General features: G+C 69.6%; 14 protein-coding genes. 3 read left to right on the top strand and 11 right to left on the bottom strand.

The window, feature by feature from the left end:
• Window positions 1–96: 96 nt before the first annotated feature.
• From GWK15_RS01440 to GWK15_RS01425, 4 genes are read right to left on the bottom strand one after another with little or no spacing between them, the layout of a single operon-like run.
• Window positions 97–1,044 (bottom strand): ABC transporter permease, encoded by a 948-nt coding sequence (locus GWK15_RS01440; protein WP_168038347.1) that lies wholly within the window; start codon window positions 1,042–1,044, stop codon window positions 97–99.
• A gap of 1 nt (window position 1,045) precedes the next feature.
• Window positions 1,046–2,569, bottom strand: a complete 1,524-nt coding sequence (locus GWK15_RS01435; RefSeq protein ID WP_168038345.1) for an ABC transporter substrate-binding protein — start codon at window positions 2,567–2,569, stop codon at window positions 1,046–1,048.
• A complete protein-coding gene (locus tag GWK15_RS01430) occupies window positions 2,566–3,618 on the bottom strand; it encodes an ABC transporter ATP-binding protein (protein ID WP_168038343.1) in 1,053 nt (350 codons plus the stop codon). The genes GWK15_RS01435 and GWK15_RS01430 overlap by 4 nt, the downstream gene beginning before the upstream one ends.
• Window positions 3,615–4,598: an oligopeptide/dipeptide ABC transporter ATP-binding protein gene (locus tag GWK15_RS01425; protein ID WP_168038341.1), complete on the bottom strand. Its 984-nt coding sequence runs from the start codon at window positions 4,596–4,598 to the stop codon at window positions 3,615–3,617. Before GWK15_RS01425 ends, GWK15_RS01430 begins: the two co-directional genes overlap by 4 nt.
• A gap of 216 nt (window positions 4,599–4,814) precedes the next feature.
• On the opposite strand from GWK15_RS01425, the gene GWK15_RS01420 reads away from it, so the two are divergent.
• Entirely contained in the window at window positions 4,815–5,150 is a 336-nt protein-coding gene (locus GWK15_RS01420) for a hypothetical protein (protein WP_168038339.1), read from the top strand.
• A 6-nt stretch (window positions 5,151–5,156) separates the two neighbouring features.
• Here the strand turns inward: GWK15_RS01420 and hppD are convergent, their stop codons facing one another.
• Window positions 5,157–6,257 carry a 4-hydroxyphenylpyruvate dioxygenase gene (gene hppD / locus GWK15_RS01415; protein WP_209441967.1) on the bottom strand — a complete coding sequence of 367 codons (1,101 nt, stop codon included), beginning with the start codon at window positions 6,255–6,257 and terminating at the stop codon, window positions 5,157–5,159.
• 113 nt (window positions 6,258–6,370) lie between these two features.
• On the opposite strand from hppD, the gene GWK15_RS01410 reads away from it, so the two are divergent.
• A complete protein-coding gene (locus GWK15_RS01410) occupies window positions 6,371–6,844 on the top strand; it encodes an Lrp/AsnC family transcriptional regulator (RefSeq protein WP_168038337.1) in 474 nt (157 codons plus the stop codon).
• A gap of 90 nt (window positions 6,845–6,934) precedes the next feature.
• Window positions 6,935–7,906, top strand: coding sequence for a tripartite tricarboxylate transporter substrate-binding protein (locus tag GWK15_RS01405; RefSeq protein ID WP_168038335.1), 972 nt, complete (start codon window positions 6,935–6,937; stop codon window positions 7,904–7,906).
• A gap of 131 nt (window positions 7,907–8,037) precedes the next feature.
• On the opposite strand, the gene GWK15_RS01400 is transcribed toward GWK15_RS01405, so the two are convergent.
• The 6 genes from GWK15_RS01400 to GWK15_RS01375 form a co-directional block, all read right to left on the bottom strand.
• Window positions 8,038–9,345: an NtaA/DmoA family FMN-dependent monooxygenase gene (locus GWK15_RS01400; RefSeq protein ID WP_168038333.1), complete on the bottom strand. Its 1,308-nt coding sequence runs from the start codon at window positions 9,343–9,345 to the stop codon at window positions 8,038–8,040.
• 83 nt (window positions 9,346–9,428) lie between these two features.
• Complete coding sequence (locus tag GWK15_RS01395) at window positions 9,429–10,418, bottom strand: branched-chain amino acid ABC transporter permease (protein ID WP_168038331.1); 990 nt, start codon at window positions 10,416–10,418, stop codon at window positions 9,429–9,431.
• A 3-nt stretch (window positions 10,419–10,421) separates the two neighbouring features.
• Window positions 10,422–11,306: a branched-chain amino acid ABC transporter permease gene (locus tag GWK15_RS01390; RefSeq protein ID WP_168038329.1), complete on the bottom strand. Its 885-nt coding sequence runs from the start codon at window positions 11,304–11,306 to the stop codon at window positions 10,422–10,424.
• 18 nt (window positions 11,307–11,324) lie between these two features.
• On the bottom strand, window positions 11,325–12,533 hold the full coding sequence (locus tag GWK15_RS01385) for an ABC transporter substrate-binding protein (RefSeq protein ID WP_456306823.1): 1,209 nt from the start codon (window positions 12,531–12,533) through the stop codon (window positions 11,325–11,327).
• Between the two features lie 66 nt (window positions 12,534–12,599).
• The gene (locus GWK15_RS01380) at window positions 12,600–13,823 is read right to left on the bottom strand and encodes an ABC transporter substrate-binding protein (protein WP_168038325.1); all 1,224 of its coding nucleotides are present in this window, start codon (window positions 13,821–13,823) and stop codon (window positions 12,600–12,602) included.
• 80 nt (window positions 13,824–13,903) lie between these two features.
• A complete protein-coding gene (locus GWK15_RS01375) occupies window positions 13,904–15,142 on the bottom strand; it encodes an ABC transporter substrate-binding protein (RefSeq protein ID WP_209441966.1) in 1,239 nt (412 codons plus the stop codon).
• Window positions 15,143–15,155 lie beyond the last annotated feature (13 nt).

The following is a 15,155-nucleotide window of genomic DNA, read 5'->3' as shown; positions in this document are numbered from 1 at the left end:
GACCGCCCGCGTTCGCCGGCGTGCCAGTCCATGGCGCGCAAGCCAAGCCGCCGGATGGCGGCGCCGGCGCCTGAGGCCAAACGAAAACAACGCCATCTAGGCGTTCCTCAGCCGCGGATTGATGGCCATGTAGAGCAGGTCCGTCAGCAGCGAGAGCGTCACGAAGATCAGCGCCGTCGCCATCACCACCCCCTGCACCACCGGATAGTCGCGGTTGAACACCGCATCGACGATCAGCTTGCCGAAGCCCGGGATGGTGAAGATCTGCTCGGTCAGGACGGCGCCGGCCAGAAGGCGCCCGAACTCGATGGCGCCGAGCGTCACGACCGGGATCAGCGCGTTGCGCAGCGCGTGCTTCCAGATCACGACACGCTCCTTCAGCCCCTTCGCACGCGCGGTGCGGACATAGTCCTGCGACAACGCCGTCAGCATCGCCGCGCGGGTGTGGCGCATCAGAACCGAGGCGACGCCCGTGCCGAGCACGAAGGCCGGCATGATGGTGGTCGAGAGCGACTGCACCGGGTCCTCGAACAGCGGTACGTAGCCCGAGGGCGGCAGCCAGCCGAGTTCCACGCTGAACAGCAGGATCATCATGATCCCGAGCCAGAAGTTCGGCGTGGAGACGCCGAACAGTGCTGCGCCGTTGGCGGCCCAGTCCGACGGCGTGTCCTTGCGCACCGCGGAGAGGATGCCGAGCGGCACGCCGATCAGGATGGCGATGATGAAGGCCATCGACGCCAGCTGGAAGGTCACCGGCAGCTTGGTGAGGATGAGTTCGGACACCGGCACGCGGATGCGCCAGGAGAAGCCGAAATCCCCAGTCAGCACCTTGCCCATCCACAGCAGGTATTGCTGCCAGATCGGCCGGTCGAGGCCGAGCTCGGCGCGGATCTGCGCGAGCACGGCGGGGTCGCCGCGTTCCTCCCCGGCCAGGATCACGGCCGGGTCGCCGGGCATGAGCTGCTGCAGCCCGAAGATCAGGATCGACAGGATCAGGAGGGTGGGGATCACCTGCCCCACCCGGCGCAGCAGCCAGATGCCCATCCTACTGCAGCCGCATGCCCTGCAGGCGGATCATGCCGTCGGCGATCGGCCGGTAGCCCGTCAGCCGCGCGCTGTGCGCCATGATGTTCTTGCGGTGCCAGAGGTAGATGCGGCCGACATCCTGCCCGAAGGCGATGCGCACCGCCTGGGCATAAAGGTCGCGGCGCTTCGCGACGTCCAGTTCAACCCGCGCGGCGTCGAGCAGGCGGTCGACCTCGGGGTTCGAGTAGCGGCCGTCGTTCTGGCCGCCGCCGGTCCGGCTGAAGGTGGTGATGTTGCCGTCCGGATCGACGCGACCGGACCAGCCGACCAGGTAGGTCTGGAACTCCCCGCGCGTCGCCGCCTGCAGGGAGGACGCGAATTCCATCGCCCGCAGCGTGACGGCGAAGCCGGCCTCGGCGGCCATGGACTGGATGACCTCGCCGACCTGGCGCAGGTCGGGGTTGTTCGGGACGGTCATCTCGACCGCGAGGGGCGTGGTGACGCCGGCCTCGCGCAGCAGGGCGCGGGCGCGGGCGACGTCGCGCTGGGTCGGCGGGAAGTCGCGCACATGGAAGGGGTTGGCCGGCGGGAAAGGCTGCCGCGTCGGCGTGTACATCCCCTCATAGACGACCTGGTTGATGGCGGCGCGGTCGATCGACAGCTCGAAGGCCTGGCGCACCCGCGCATCGCGGCCGAGCGGGGTGTTCGCGCGTTCCCCGTTGCCGATGTTGATGGTGATGCCCTGGTAGCCGAGCTCGTCCACCGCGACGGCGCGCAGGTTGCGCGCGCGCTGGATGGTCTTCATGTCGTCGGGCTCCATGCGCTCGACGAACTCGACCGCGCCGGACTGTAGGTTGGCGAGGCGCACGGTATTGTCCGGGATGGGCAGGTAGGTGACGCGGTCGAAGTGGATGTTCGCCGCATCCCAGTATTCGCGGAAGCGCTCGACGACGATGCGTTCCTGCGCGACGCGCTCTACGAAGCGGAAGGGGCCGGCGCAGACGGGCCGCGTGCCGAAGTTGCGCCCCAGCGCCTCGGCCGCCTTGGGACTGACGATCATGCCGGCGCGGTCGGTCAGCGCCGAAAGGAAGGAAGCGGACGGCGACTTCAGCACGATGCGCACGGTCCGCGGATCGACCACCTCGACGCGGTCGACCTCCGAGATCTCGGAGCGGCGGAAGGAGCCCTGCATCGTCAGGTGGCGGTCGATGGAATAGCGCACCGCCTCGGCGTCCATCACCTCGCCGTCGTGGAAGCGCACGCCCTCGCGCAGCGTGATGATGAGGGTCGTCGGGTTCTCCCAGCGATAGCCGGTGGCGAGCTGGGGCACGACCTCGAGCCGTTCGTTGATGTCGAACAGCTTGTCGCACAGCGCCATGTAGACGATGCGCCCGACATAGGTGCGCGACAGGGTCGGGTCGAGGATGTCGGGATCCTCGCGCAGGCCGATGCGCAGGTTCTGCGCGCTGGCGGGCGCGACGGTGGCGAGCACGGGGATGACCGCCGCGGCCGCGGCCAGGATGGCCTTGATCGTCGTTCTCATGCTGGTGCTCCCGGAAGCGGGCCTGGGGCCCGGAAGAAGGATTGCAGGCGGCGCAGGCGCTCGCCGCCGGCGAGGCGGTCGGGGCGCGTCGCGGGTGGCGGCAGGCTATCCGCGAGGTGGCAGGCGACGCGGTGCAGGCCGTCCCCGAGGGCCGGCTGGTCGGTCCGGCAGCGCTCGACCGCGAAGGGGCAGCGCGTGTGGAAGCGGCAGCCCGGCGGCGGCGCGATGGGGGACGGCACGTCGCCCTCGATCGGCGGAGCCTTGGCGCCATGGCCCGGCACGGCGGCGAGCAGCGCGCGGGTGTAGGGATGCTTCGGCGCCGAGAGAACGTCTTCCGCCGGCCCCTGTTCCACGATGCGGCCGAGATACATCACCGCCACCCGGTCCGCGACGTGGCGCACCACGCCGAGGTCGTGGCTGATCAGCACGAAGGTCAGGCCGAGGTCGCGGATCAGGTCCGACAGCAGGTTCACCACCTGCGCCTGCACGCTGACGTCGAGCGCGCTGACCGGCTCGTCGCCGATGATCAGCTTCGGCTGGGAGGCGAGCGCGCGGGCGATGGCGATGCGCTGCCGCTGCCCGCCCGAGAATTCGTGCGGCCAGCGCCGCGCGAGTTCCGGCCGCAGCCCGACGCGGGACAGCAGTTCCGCCACGCGGTCGCGTTCCTGCGCCCGCGGCACGATGCGGTGCAGGCGCAGCGGCTCGGCCACCGCCTGTTCCACCGTCATGCGCGGATCGAGGCTCGCGAAGGGATCCTGGAAGATCAGCTGCATGTCGCGCCGACGGGCGCGCAGCGCGGAGGCAGAGAGCCGCGTGAGGTCATCCCCGGAGAAGCGCACCGTGCCGGCATCGGGCGTGATCAGGTTCAGCAGCAGGCGCCCGAGCGTGGACTTGCCGCAGCCGGACTCGCCGACGATGCCGAGGACCTCGCCCTGAGCGACGCTCAGCGAGACGCCGTCGACCGCATGCACGGCCCCCGCCCGCCGCCCGAGCGCGTCGCGCACCGGGAAGCGCTTGACTAGGCCCTCGGCTTCGAGGAGCGCGCTCATGCCGCCGCCAGTACGCCGTCGAGCGGCGCGCGCCAGCAGGCCGAGACGTGGCCGGGCGCAACCTCGGCGAGCGGCGGTGCCTCGTTGTGGCAGTGCACGATCGCGAAGGGGCAGCGCGGCGCGAAGCGGCAGCCGGGCGGCGGGTTGCGCAGGTCGGGCACGGTGCCCTCGATGCTGGCGAGGCGCTCGCCGCGCGCCCCCTCCCCCGGCGCTGCGCCGAGCAGGCCGGCGGTGTAGGGATGCTCGGGCGAGGCGAAGAGCGTTGCGGCCGCTGCCTGCTCCGCGATGCGGCCGGCATACATGACCGCGACCTCGTCCGCGTGGTCGGCGACGACGCCGAGGTCATGCGTCACCAGGATCACCGCCGTGCCCGTCTCGCGCTTCATCTCATCGAGCAGCGACAGGATCTGCGCCTGCACGGTGACGTCGAGCGCGGTGGTGGGCTCGTCCGCGATCAGCAGGCGCGGGCGGCAGGCGAGCGCCATCGCGATCATCACGCGCTGGCGCATCCCGCCCGAGAGCTGGTGCGGATACTGCCGGGCGCGTCGCGCCGCGTCCGGGATGCGGACGCGATCGAGCATCCGCACCGCCTCCGCGAAGGCCGCCCCCTGGTCGAGGCCCTGGTGCAGGCGCAGCGCCTCGGCCACCTGCTCGCCCGCGGTGAAGGCGGGGTTCAGGCTGGTCATCGGCTCCTGGAAGATCATCGCCATCTCGCCGCCGCGGAGCTTCCGGCGCTCCTCGGCCGACAGCGCGGTGAGTTCACGCCCGCCGAGCCGGATGGCGCCCCCGACCCGTGCCGTGCCGGGCAGCAGACCCATCACGGCGAGCGAGGTGACCGACTTGCCGCAGCCGGATTCGCCGACGATGGCGAGCGTCCGCCCGGCCTCGACGCGGAAGGACACGCCGTCGAGCACGCGCAGGTTCCGCCCATCCTGGCGGAAGTCGAGCGTCAGGCCCGAGACCTCGAGAACCGTGGTCACCGGGCGCCTCCGGCGGCGGCTGGCATGGACGACCTCATGGGCAGAAGAAGCCCCGTTCGCCCCGGCGGCGCAAGACCCCGGAGGGCGGCTTCCGGCCCGCGGCGGGCGTGCACTGCACAACCCGCCTCCACCCCTGCCCGCGGATCGTGCAGCGCGGCATCCGGTTTCCGCGGGCAGGCCTGGCGCGTTAGGCTGGGGATCACGACGGAGATCCCCATGCGACACACCCTGGCTGCCCTGCTGCTTGCCGCCGCCTGCGGCATCGCGCCGGCCATGGCGCAGACGCTGCCGACCCCGCGCAGCGAGCGCGAGCCGAACCCGGCCGCGGTGCAGCAGCGCGAGCGCGCCCTCGGCATCGCGCCCGGCCAGGCGCAGCAGCGACAGGACGACCAGACGCTGAACCAGGTCTTCCGCGACCTGACGGGGCAGAACCCGAACGCGCCGACTTCGGCCGCCCCGCCACCGCCGGCCAACACCCCGGCGCAGGATGCGCAGACAGAGAACCGGCTCTATCGCGACCTGACCGGGCAGAACCCGGCGACGTCGCGCTGAGGTCGGTTATTCCGCCGCCGGCTTCAGCACGCCGCGGCGGACCTGGTCGAGCTCGATGGATTCGAACAGGGCGCGGAAGTTGCCCTCGCCGAAGCCCTGGTCGCCCTTGCGCTGGATGAGCTCGAAGAAGATCGGCCCGATCACCGTGCCGGTGAAGATCTGAAGCAGCCGCCCGCCCGAGGGCGAGCCGTCCATCAGGATGCGGTTGGCCGCGAGCCGCGCCATGTCCTCCCCGGTGTCCGGCAGGCGCTGCGGCAGCAGCTCGTAATAGGTGTCGGGCGTGTCGAGGAAGCGGACGCCCTTGTCGCGCAGCGCCTCGACCGAGGCGTGGATGTCGTGCGCGCCCATGGCGATGTGCTGGATGCCCTCGCCGTTGTAGGCACGCAGGTATTCCTCGATCTGCGACCTGTCGTCGCTGCTCTCGTTGATCGGGATGCGGATCTGGCCGCAGGGACTGGTCATGGCCTTGGACTTCAGGCCGGTCAGTTTGCCCTCGATGTCGAAGTAGCGGATCTCGCGGAAATTGAAGAGCCGTTCGTAGAAGCCGGCCCAGGCATCCATGCGGCCGCGATGGACGTTGTGCGTCAGGTGGTCGATCACCGTCAGGCCCGCGCCCTTCGGGTTCGGATCCGCGCCGGGGATAGGACGGAAATCGACATCCCAGATCGAGCCCTTCGGCCCGTAGCGGTCGACGAAGTAGATCAGGCTGCCGCCGATGCCCTCGATGGCCGGGATGTTCAGTTCCATCGGCCCGACGCGGCCATGGAAGGGCCGTGCGCCGAGGGTCACGGCCCGCTGGAAGGCCGCGGAGGCATCGGCGACGCGGAAGGCGATGGCGCAGCAGGACGCCCCGTGCACACGCGCGAAGCCCTGGGCGAAGGAGGTCGGCTCGGCGTTCAGGACGAAGTTCACCTCCCCCTGTCGCCACAGCGTCACCTGCTTCGAGCGGTGCCGCGCGACCGGGGCGAATCCCATGGCGGCGAAGACGCCTTCCAGCTGCGCGATGTCGGGGCCGGTGAACTCGACGAACTCGAAGCCGTCGGTGCCCATCGGGTTGGCGTCCGAGATCGTTCCGGCGATCGCGGTGCGGTCGGGCGGGATGTCCATGGATCGTGCCTCCTGTTCCGCGACAGGATCGCCTCGCTGGGCGGAGGGTTTCCGGCGAAGTGTGGCCCGATTCGGGGCATGATGAGTGAATTCCACCCGGATCAGGGCTCATCATGGCGGATACCACCACGGCACTCGATGCGACCGACCGCAGGCTGCTGCGGGAGGTCCAGCGCGACGGCCGCGCCAGCATCGTCGCATTGGCCGAGCGCGTCGGGCTTTCCCCCACCCCCTGCCAGCGGCGCCTCAAGCGGATGGAAGAGGACGGCGTCATCGCCGGCTATGCGGCCGTGCTCGACGCCGCGCGGCTCGGCTTGGGGCTGACGGCCTTCGTGCAGGTCAGCCTCGCCTCGCGATCCGAGGAAACGGTCGAGGCCTTCCACGCCGCCATCGGCCGCATGCCGGAAGTCCTCGCCGCCTGGGCAATGAGCGGGGAGACCGACTACCTGCTGCAGGTCGTCGCGACGGACCTCGAGGCCTATGGCGAATTCGCCACCCGCCGCCTGCTGCGCCTGCCTGGCGTGAAGGACACGAAGAGCGCCTTCGTGCTCCGCACCGTGAAGCCGCCCGCCGGCCTGCCGGTCTGACCGAGGCGTGACGCCGGCGCCGATCCCGGCAAGGATGCCCGCGTGAAACGGACGCGGCCCGCCAAGACGGCCGCGCAGGAGGACACAAGAATGATCATCCGCCGGACCCTGCTCGCTGCGGCCGCGTTAGGCCTCGCGAGCGCCCTGCCCGCCCGGGCGCAGGACTACCCGTCCCGTACCATCACCATCGTCGCGGGTGCCGCCGCGGGCGGGCCGACCGACGTCATCACGCGCCTGGTCGCCGAGGCGATGGCGAAGCACCTGCCCCAGCCCGTGGTGGTCGAGAACATCGGCCCCGCCCACGTCGGCGCCCAGCGCGTCGCGCAGGCGCGGCCGGACGGCTACACGCTGCTGATGACGAATGTCGGCATGGCCGCCGGCGCGACGCTGTTCCGGCGCCTGTCCTTCGATACGCTGAACGGCTTCGCGCCGCTCGGCCTCGTCTCCGATGCCGCGATGACCATCATCGCGAAGCCCGGCTTCCCCGCCGAGAACCTCGCCGGCCTGGTCGAGCAGGTGCGCCAGCGGGGCGAGGCGCTGAACCTCGGCACCGCGGGGCTCGGCTCGGCGGCCAATCTGTGCGGGCTGCTGCTGCAGCAGGCGGCGGGGAACCGCGTGACGATCGTCGGCTTCCGCGGCACGGCGCCGGCGATCACCGAACTCATGGCCGGGCGGCTCGACCTGCTCTGCGACCAGGCGACCAACACCGTGCCCTTCATCCGCGAGAACCGCGTGCGCGCCTATGGCGTGACGAGCCCGGCCCGCCTGCCCGGGCTGCCCGACATCCCGACCACGGCCGAGGCCGGCGTGCCGGCGATCACGATGAGCACCTGGCACGGGCTCTACGCGCCGGCCGGCACGCCGGAGGAGGTGCAGCAGCGCATCAACGCCGCCCTGCTGCTGGCGATGCAGGACGAACGCCTGCGCACGCGCTTCGCGGAACTGGTGACCGACCCGGCGACGCCGGAACGCGCGAGCCTCGCCTTCCACCGGCGCTACCACGCGGAGGAAATCGCGCGCTGGCGGCCGATCATCCAGGCGGCCGGGTCCTACGCGGATTGATCGAAGGCGGGACCGAGAGGGGCGCCGTTTGACGGAAGGGCCTGCGAGGATCGGCACCAGGTGCCTGCGGTCCAGGGGTCCGCAGGCCCCTGGCGGGGTGGTCCGGAGGGACGGCGCCCCTCCGTTCGCCGTCAGAAGGCTCGCAGATTATCCCTGAACATCGCGTGGTCGTAGGCCTTCCGCGCCAGGCCGCGCTGCTGCAGCTCCGGCACGAGACCATCGCAGATCTCGGCGATCGTTCGCCGCGTCGTATCCGCCATCGAGACCAGGAAGCCGTCGCCGCCGATCTCCTCCATCGCCGCGCCCATCTGCTCGGCGACCTGGGCCGGCGTGCCGATCAGCGGGATCGAGCCGGCATCCGAGTAGATCTCGGCCGCCTCCCGCAGCGTCTTGTTCCCCGCCTTCTTGAGGAACTCGTCGAGCGATTGCTGGTGACCGTTGGTGGTCAGCGACCCCAGCGGCTTGTCGAGCGGCAGCGCGCCGAAATCGAGGTTGGTGATCTTGGACAGGTGCGCGAGGCGCTTGGCGATCTGCTCCTCGGACGTCGCGAGCTTCCGCCTGTGGCGCGCGCGCGCCTCCTCCTCCGTATCACCCAGGACCGGCGAGACGAGGAACAGCACCTTGCAGTCGTCCGGGTTGCGCCCCTGCGCGGCCATCCGCGCGCGGACGTCGTCGCGATAGGCCTTCATCCCCGCCGTGCCCTTCACCATCGCGACGATGGTATCGGCATGCTTCGCGGCGAATTGCCGCCCGCGCGGGGATCCGCCGGCCTGGGCGATGACCGGCTGGCCCTGGACGCAGGGGCCTGAATTCAGCGGTCCGCGCACCTTGAAGTAGGTGCCCTGATGGTTGATCGCATGAACCTTGGTGTGGTCGACCAGCACGCCGCTCTCGCGGTCCGCGACGATGGCGCCTGGCTCCCAGGACCCCCAGAGCGCGCGCACCACGTCCATATACTCGTCGGCGATGTCGTAGCGCGTGTCGTGCGGCGGCATCCCGTCCAGGCCGAAGTTGCGCGCCGCGAAGTCCGACGACCCCGTGACCGCGTTCCAGCCGATGCGCCCGGAAGACACCTGGTCGAGGCTCGCGATCTGCCGCGCCAGCAGATAGGGCGGATAGGCGAAGGTGCCGAGCGTGGTGACGATGCCGATGCGCTTCGTCTCCCGCGCCAGCAGCGCGGCGACGATGGACGGGTCCTGCCGCGGCACGGACAGGCCGTGATGCAGGTAGATCTCCCGCGACCCGCCGTAGGATTCGCCGATGTAGGAGGAATCCTCGAGCAGTACGTAGTCGAAGCAGGCGCGCTCGAGGTTGCGCGTCATCTCGATGAAGAACTCCGGCACCATCCAGTCGGTGCCGATGTTGCCCGTCCAGGGCTCCCCCCAGGATTGGACCGAGGAACCCTGGAGGAACCACCCGAGATGGAATTTGCGCGCCATGCCCGCCCCGCTGCGATTGCTGCGCTGCAGCGTCGCGCGGGGCGGGGCGATGCGCAAGCCGGGGGGCCGAGGCCCCCCTGCCCTTACAGCTTCACGCGGAAGAGGTTGCCGATCTCGCCCACGACGCCGCGCCGGAAGGCGAGCACCACGGCGACGAAGATGCCGCCCTGGATCACCGTGACCCAGGCGCCCATCTCGGCCAGGTAGTTCTGCATGGTCACGATGACCGCCGCACCGACCACCGGCCCGAACACCGTGCCGAGGCCGCCCACCAGCGTCATCAGCACCACCTCGCCGGACATCGACCAGTGCACGTCGGTCAGCGTCGCGATGCCGAACACCAGCGACTTCGTCGCCCCGGCGACGCCCGCGAGCGTCGCAGAGAGGATGAAGGCCACCAGCTTGTAGTCGTCGGTGCGGTAGCCGAGCGAGGTCGCGCGCGGCTCGTTCTCGCGGATCGCCTTCAGCACCTGGCCGTAGGGCGAATGGATGATGCGGTGGATCATCAGGAAGCCGCAGAGGAAGACCCCCGCGACGAACCAGTACATCGCCATGTCGTTGGCCAGGCTGATCGAGCCGAACAGGTTGCCGCGCGGGATCGCCTGGATGCCGTCCTCGCCGCCCGTGAAGGGAGCCTGCACGCAGAGGAAGTAGATCATCTGCGCGAGCGCGAGGGTGATCATGGCGAAGTAGATGCCCTGCCGGCGGATCGCGATCCAGCCGAAGATCCATCCCTGGAACCCTGCGACGAGCGCGCCGGCGATGACCGCGACCTCGGGCGTCAGGCCCCAGACCTTCGCCGCATGGCCGGCGATGTAGCCGCCCATGCCGAAATAGGCGGCGTGGCCGAAGGAGAGCAGCCCGACATAGCCGATCAGCAGGTTGAACGCGCAGGCGAACAACGCGAAGCAGAGCAGCTTCATCAGGAAGACGGGGTAGAGGAAGAACGGCCCGATCGCGAGGAAGGCGACCAGCAGGGCCAGCGCCGTCAGCTGCGCCTTGGTGAAGCCCCAGATCCCGTGGCCTTCATGCGCGCCCGCCGGGATCGCGCCGGCAGTGGTTTCAGATGCCATGGATCAGGCCCTCCCGAACAGGCCGGCCGGCCGCGTCAGCAGCACGATCGCCATGATGACGAAGATGACGGTGGACGACGCCTCGGGCCAGAACACCTTGGTCATGCCCTCGACGATGCCGAGGCCGAAGCCGGTGATGACCGAGCCCAGGATCGAGCCCATGCCGCCGATCACCACCACCGCGAAGACGATGATGATCAGGTTGGTGCCCATCTGCGGGTTCACCGAGTAGATCGGCGCGGCCAGCACCCCCGCCAGTGCCGCGAGTGCGACGCCCGCGCCGTAGGTCAGGGTGATCATGCGCGGCACGTTCACGCCGAAGGCCTGCACCAGGGCCGCATTCTCGGTCGCGGCGCGCAGATAGGCGCCGAGGCGCGTCTTCTCGATCACCAGCCAGGTCGCGAGGCAGCAGGCGAGCGCGAAGACCACCACCCAGCCGCGATAGATCGGCATGAACATGAAGCCGAGGTCCCACGCGCCCTGGAGCTCGTTCGGGATGCGGTAGGGCAGGCCCGAGGAGCCGAACTCGTTGCGGAACACGCCCTCGATCATCAGGCCGATGCCGAAGGTCAGGAGCAGCCCATAGAGGTGGTCGAGCTTGTACAATCGACTGATCATCAATCGTTCGATGATCACGCCCGTCGCGCCGACGATGAGCGGCGCGAGCAGCAGGGCCCACCAGTAGCCGAGCCCCGCCCAGGCGAGCAGCATCCACGCCACGAAGGCCCCCATCATGAACTGGGACCCGTGGGTGAAGTTGATGATGTTGAGCAGCCCGAAGATCACCGCGAGGCCAAGTGACAGCATCGCGTAGAAGGCGCCGTTGATGAGTCCAAGCAGCAACTGCCCGAAGAGCAGCGGTGCCGGTATGCCGAATATCTCGTCCATGCGGTGATCAGGCTCCTGTCAGGAACGCACGAGGGAGCAGCCGCCCTCGGCCAGGGGGCGGAACGCTTCGTCCCCCGGCGTGGTGGCGGCGACCTTGTAGTAGTCGAACGGGCCCCGCGATTCCGAGGGGCTTTTGACTTCGAAGAGGAAGACGGGATGCAGCTTGCGCCCGTCCTCGCGGATGCGCCCCGGTCCGAAGGCGTCGTCGTCGGTGGGCATCGCCTTCATGCGCGCGACCGCGGCCCGGCCATCGGCCTTGGCGGCGGCCGCCCCCATGTCGGCGGCGGCCTTGAGGTAGTGCAGCGCCGCGCCGTAGCAGCCGGCCGGCACCATCGCGGGCGGGCGGTTCTGGTTCGCCGCGCGCACGCGCTGCGTCAGCGCCCGCGTCCGGTCGTTGAGGTCCCAGTAGAAGGATTCCGTCAGCATCAGCCCCTGCGCGGATTCGAGGCCCAGGGCGTGGATGTCCATCACCCCCATCAGCAGGGCGGCGAACTTCATCGACCGGTGCAGGCCGAATTCCCGCGCCGCCTTGATGGTGTTGACGGTGTCGGTGGACGCATTGGCCATGCCGAGCACCTTGGCCCGCGAGGCCTGGGCCTGCACGACGAAGGCGGAGAAATCCGTCGTCGCGGGGAACGGGTAGCGCACCTGCCCCAGCACGCGCCCGCCCGCCGCGCGGACGAAGTTCGCCGTGTCGCGTTCGAGCGCATGGCCGAAGGCGTAGTCGGCCGTGATGAAGAACCAGCTGTCCCCGCCGGTCCGCACGATCGCCCCGCCGGTGCCCTTGGCGAGCATGTAGGTGTCGTAGGTCCAGTGCACCGTGTTCGGGCTGCACTGCGATCCCGTCAGGTCCGAGGTCGCGGCGCCGGAATTGAGGAAGACCTTGTTCTTCTCGCGCGCGATCTGGTTGACCGCGAGCGCCACCGAGGAAGTCGGTACGTCGAGGATGACGTCCACCCCCTGGTCGTACCATTGCCGCGCGATATTGGCGCCGACGTCGGGCTTGTTCTGATGGTCCGCGGAAAGGACCTCGACATTGAAGCCGCGGTTGCCGAATTCGGACGCCGCCGCCTGAGTCAGCACGACGCTGCCCGGTCCGGTGGTGTCGCGATACGGCCCCGACATGTCGGTCAGCACACCGAGGCGAAGCGTGGTCGCCTGCGCGCGAGCGCGGGAGAGCGGGGCGGCCACGGCCGCTGCTCCGGCGAGTAGGCTACGGCGATTCATCTCCATAGACTGTCCTCCCTACGCGTGATGTCGGGGGCGACGCGGTCGCGCCGCCCCGTGATTCTGTCAGGTCCTGACCAGCGGGCAGCCGCCTTCGGAGAGGGGCCGGAAGGCCTCGTCCGCCGGCGTCGTCTGCAGCAGCTTGTAGAAGTCCCAGGGACCGCGGCTTTCGGCCGGCGCCTTCACCTCGAACAGGAAGGAGGGGATCAGCCGGCGCCCGTCCTGGCGGATCGTGCCGCGGCCGAAGCAGTCGTCCTCGGACGGCATCGCCTTCATCCGGTTGACCAGGTCGAGCCCCGAGGCCTTGGCCGCCGGCACGCCCATGGCGGCGACGGTCTTGAGGAAATGCAGCGCGGCCGAATAGCACCCGGCATGGATCATGTTCGGGTAGTTGGTCGGCGTGCGGCGCACGACGCGCTGCGTCCAGGCGCGGGTCTTGTCGTTGGTGTCCCAGTAGAAGGATTCCGTGCAGACGAGGCCCTGCGCCGTCTGCAGGCCGATCCCGTTGACGTCGTTCACGAAGAGCAGCAGCGCGGCGAGCTTGATGCCCCGCCGGGTGATGCCGAACTCGGCGGCCTGCTTGACGCAGTTCGCCGTATCGCCGCCGGCATTGGCGAGGCCAATCACCTTCGGCCGCGCGGCCGCCGCCTGCACCAGGAAGGAGGAGAAATCCGTCGTCCCCGGGAAGGGCGTGCGCACCGACCCCAGCACGCGGCCGCCGGCCGCGCGCACGAAATTCGCGTTGTCACGCTCGAGGGCGTGGCCGAAGGCGTAGTCGGCGGTGATGAAGAACCAGCTGTCCCCGCCCGCGCGCACCATCGCCCCGCCGGTCGACTTCGCCAGCATGTAGGTGTCATAGGCCCAGTGCAGCGTCGTCGCGCCGCATTGCGGACCCGTCAGGTCCGCCGTCGCCGATCCGACGTTGATGTAGGCCTTGTTCTTCTCCTTCGCGATCTGGTTGACCGCGAGACCGACCGAGGAGGTCGGCACGTCAAGAATCAGGTCGACGCCCTGGTCGTACCACTGCCTGGCGATATTGGAGCCGACATCGGGGCGGTTCTGGTGGTCGGCCTCCAGCACCTCGATGGTGAAGCCATGGCTGGTGCCGAACTCGGCAACCGCCTCGCGCGTCGAGGCGACCGAGGTCGGGCCGGTATTGTCGCGATAGGTGCCCGACATGTCGGTCAGGACGCCGATGCGGATCGTGTTCGCTTGCGCGCGAGCGCGCGAGAGCGGCGCGATCGCGGCGGCGGTGCCCGCGGCAAGCAGGCTGCGGCGATTCAACTCCATCCAGACGTCCTCCGTTCTGTTCCCTGTCGTCGTTCTTGGTGCAACCGGGCGGGGTCGTTGCCCCGCCCGGGGTCGTCAGGTCAGCTGCGGACCAGCGGGCACCCGCCATCGGCGAGCGGCCGGAAGGCCTCGTCCGCGGGCGTCGTCTGCAGCAGCTTCAGGTAGTCCCAGGGGCCGGTCGATTCCGACGGCTTCTTCACCTCGAAGAGGTAGGAGGGGATGAGCATCCGTCCGTCCTGGCGCAGGGTGCCGCGGCCGAAGGCCTCGTCCTCCACCGGCATGGCCTTCATGCGGTTCATCACCTCGACGCCCGGCCCCTTGGCCGCGGCCGCGCCCATGTCGGCGACCGCCTTCAGGTAGTGCAGCGTCGCCGAGTAGTTGCCGGCCGTCACCATGTTCGGCATCGCGCGCTGATTCAGGCGCGGCTGAACCCGTCGTGCGAAGGCGCGCGTGCGGTCATTGAGATCCCAATAGAAGGATTCCGTCATCACCAGCCCCTGCCCCTGCTCGAGACCGAGGGCATGGACGTCGGCGATGAACATCAGCAGCGCGGCGATCTTCACGCCGCGGCGCGTCAGCCCGAATTCCGCCGCCTGCTTGATCGAGTTGATCGTGTCCTGGCCAGCGTTGCACAGGCCGATCACCTCGGCGCGCGAGGCCTGCGCCTGGAGCAGGAAGGAGGAGAAGTCGGTCGTCGCCGGGAAGGGATAGCGCACGGACCCTGCCACCGAGCCGCCGGCGGCCCGCACGAAATTCGTGGTGTCGCGTTCCAGGGCATGGCCGAAGGCGTAGTCGGCGGTGATGAAGAACCACCGCTTGCCGCCTGCGCGCACCATGGCGCCGCCGGTCGACTTCGCGAGCATGTAGGTGTCGTAGACCCAGTGCGCGGTCACCGGCGTGCACTGCGGGCCCGTCAGGTCGGCTGTCGCGGCGCCGACATTGATGTAGACCTTGTTCTTCTCCTTCGCGACCTGGTTGACCGCGAGCCCGACCGAGGAGGTCGGCACGTCGAGGATCATGTCGACGCCCTGGTCGTACCACTGCCGCGCCAGGTTGGCGCCGACATCGGGCTTGTTCTGGTGATCGGCGCCGATCACCTCGACGGTGAAGCCGCGGTTGCCGAATTCCTGGGCCGCAATCTGGGCCATGATGACGCCGTTCGGACCGCCGATGTCGCGGTAGGGACCGGACTGGTCGTTCATCACGCCAATCTTGATGGTGTTCGCCGCCTGGGCACGGGCCGATCGAAACGGCAGAGCGCCGAATGACGCGGCAGCGGCAGTGCCCATCAGAAGGCCGCGGCGGGTAGTGTCGATCATGCAGTCGTCCTTT

The organism is Neoroseomonas oryzicola, from assembly GCF_012163135.1.
Classification (GTDB): Bacteria; Pseudomonadota; Alphaproteobacteria; order Acetobacterales; family Acetobacteraceae; genus Neoroseomonas; species Neoroseomonas oryzicola.
The sequence above is the reverse complement of the archived record's forward strand: the minus strand, read 5'-3'. Positions and strand labels throughout refer to the sequence as shown.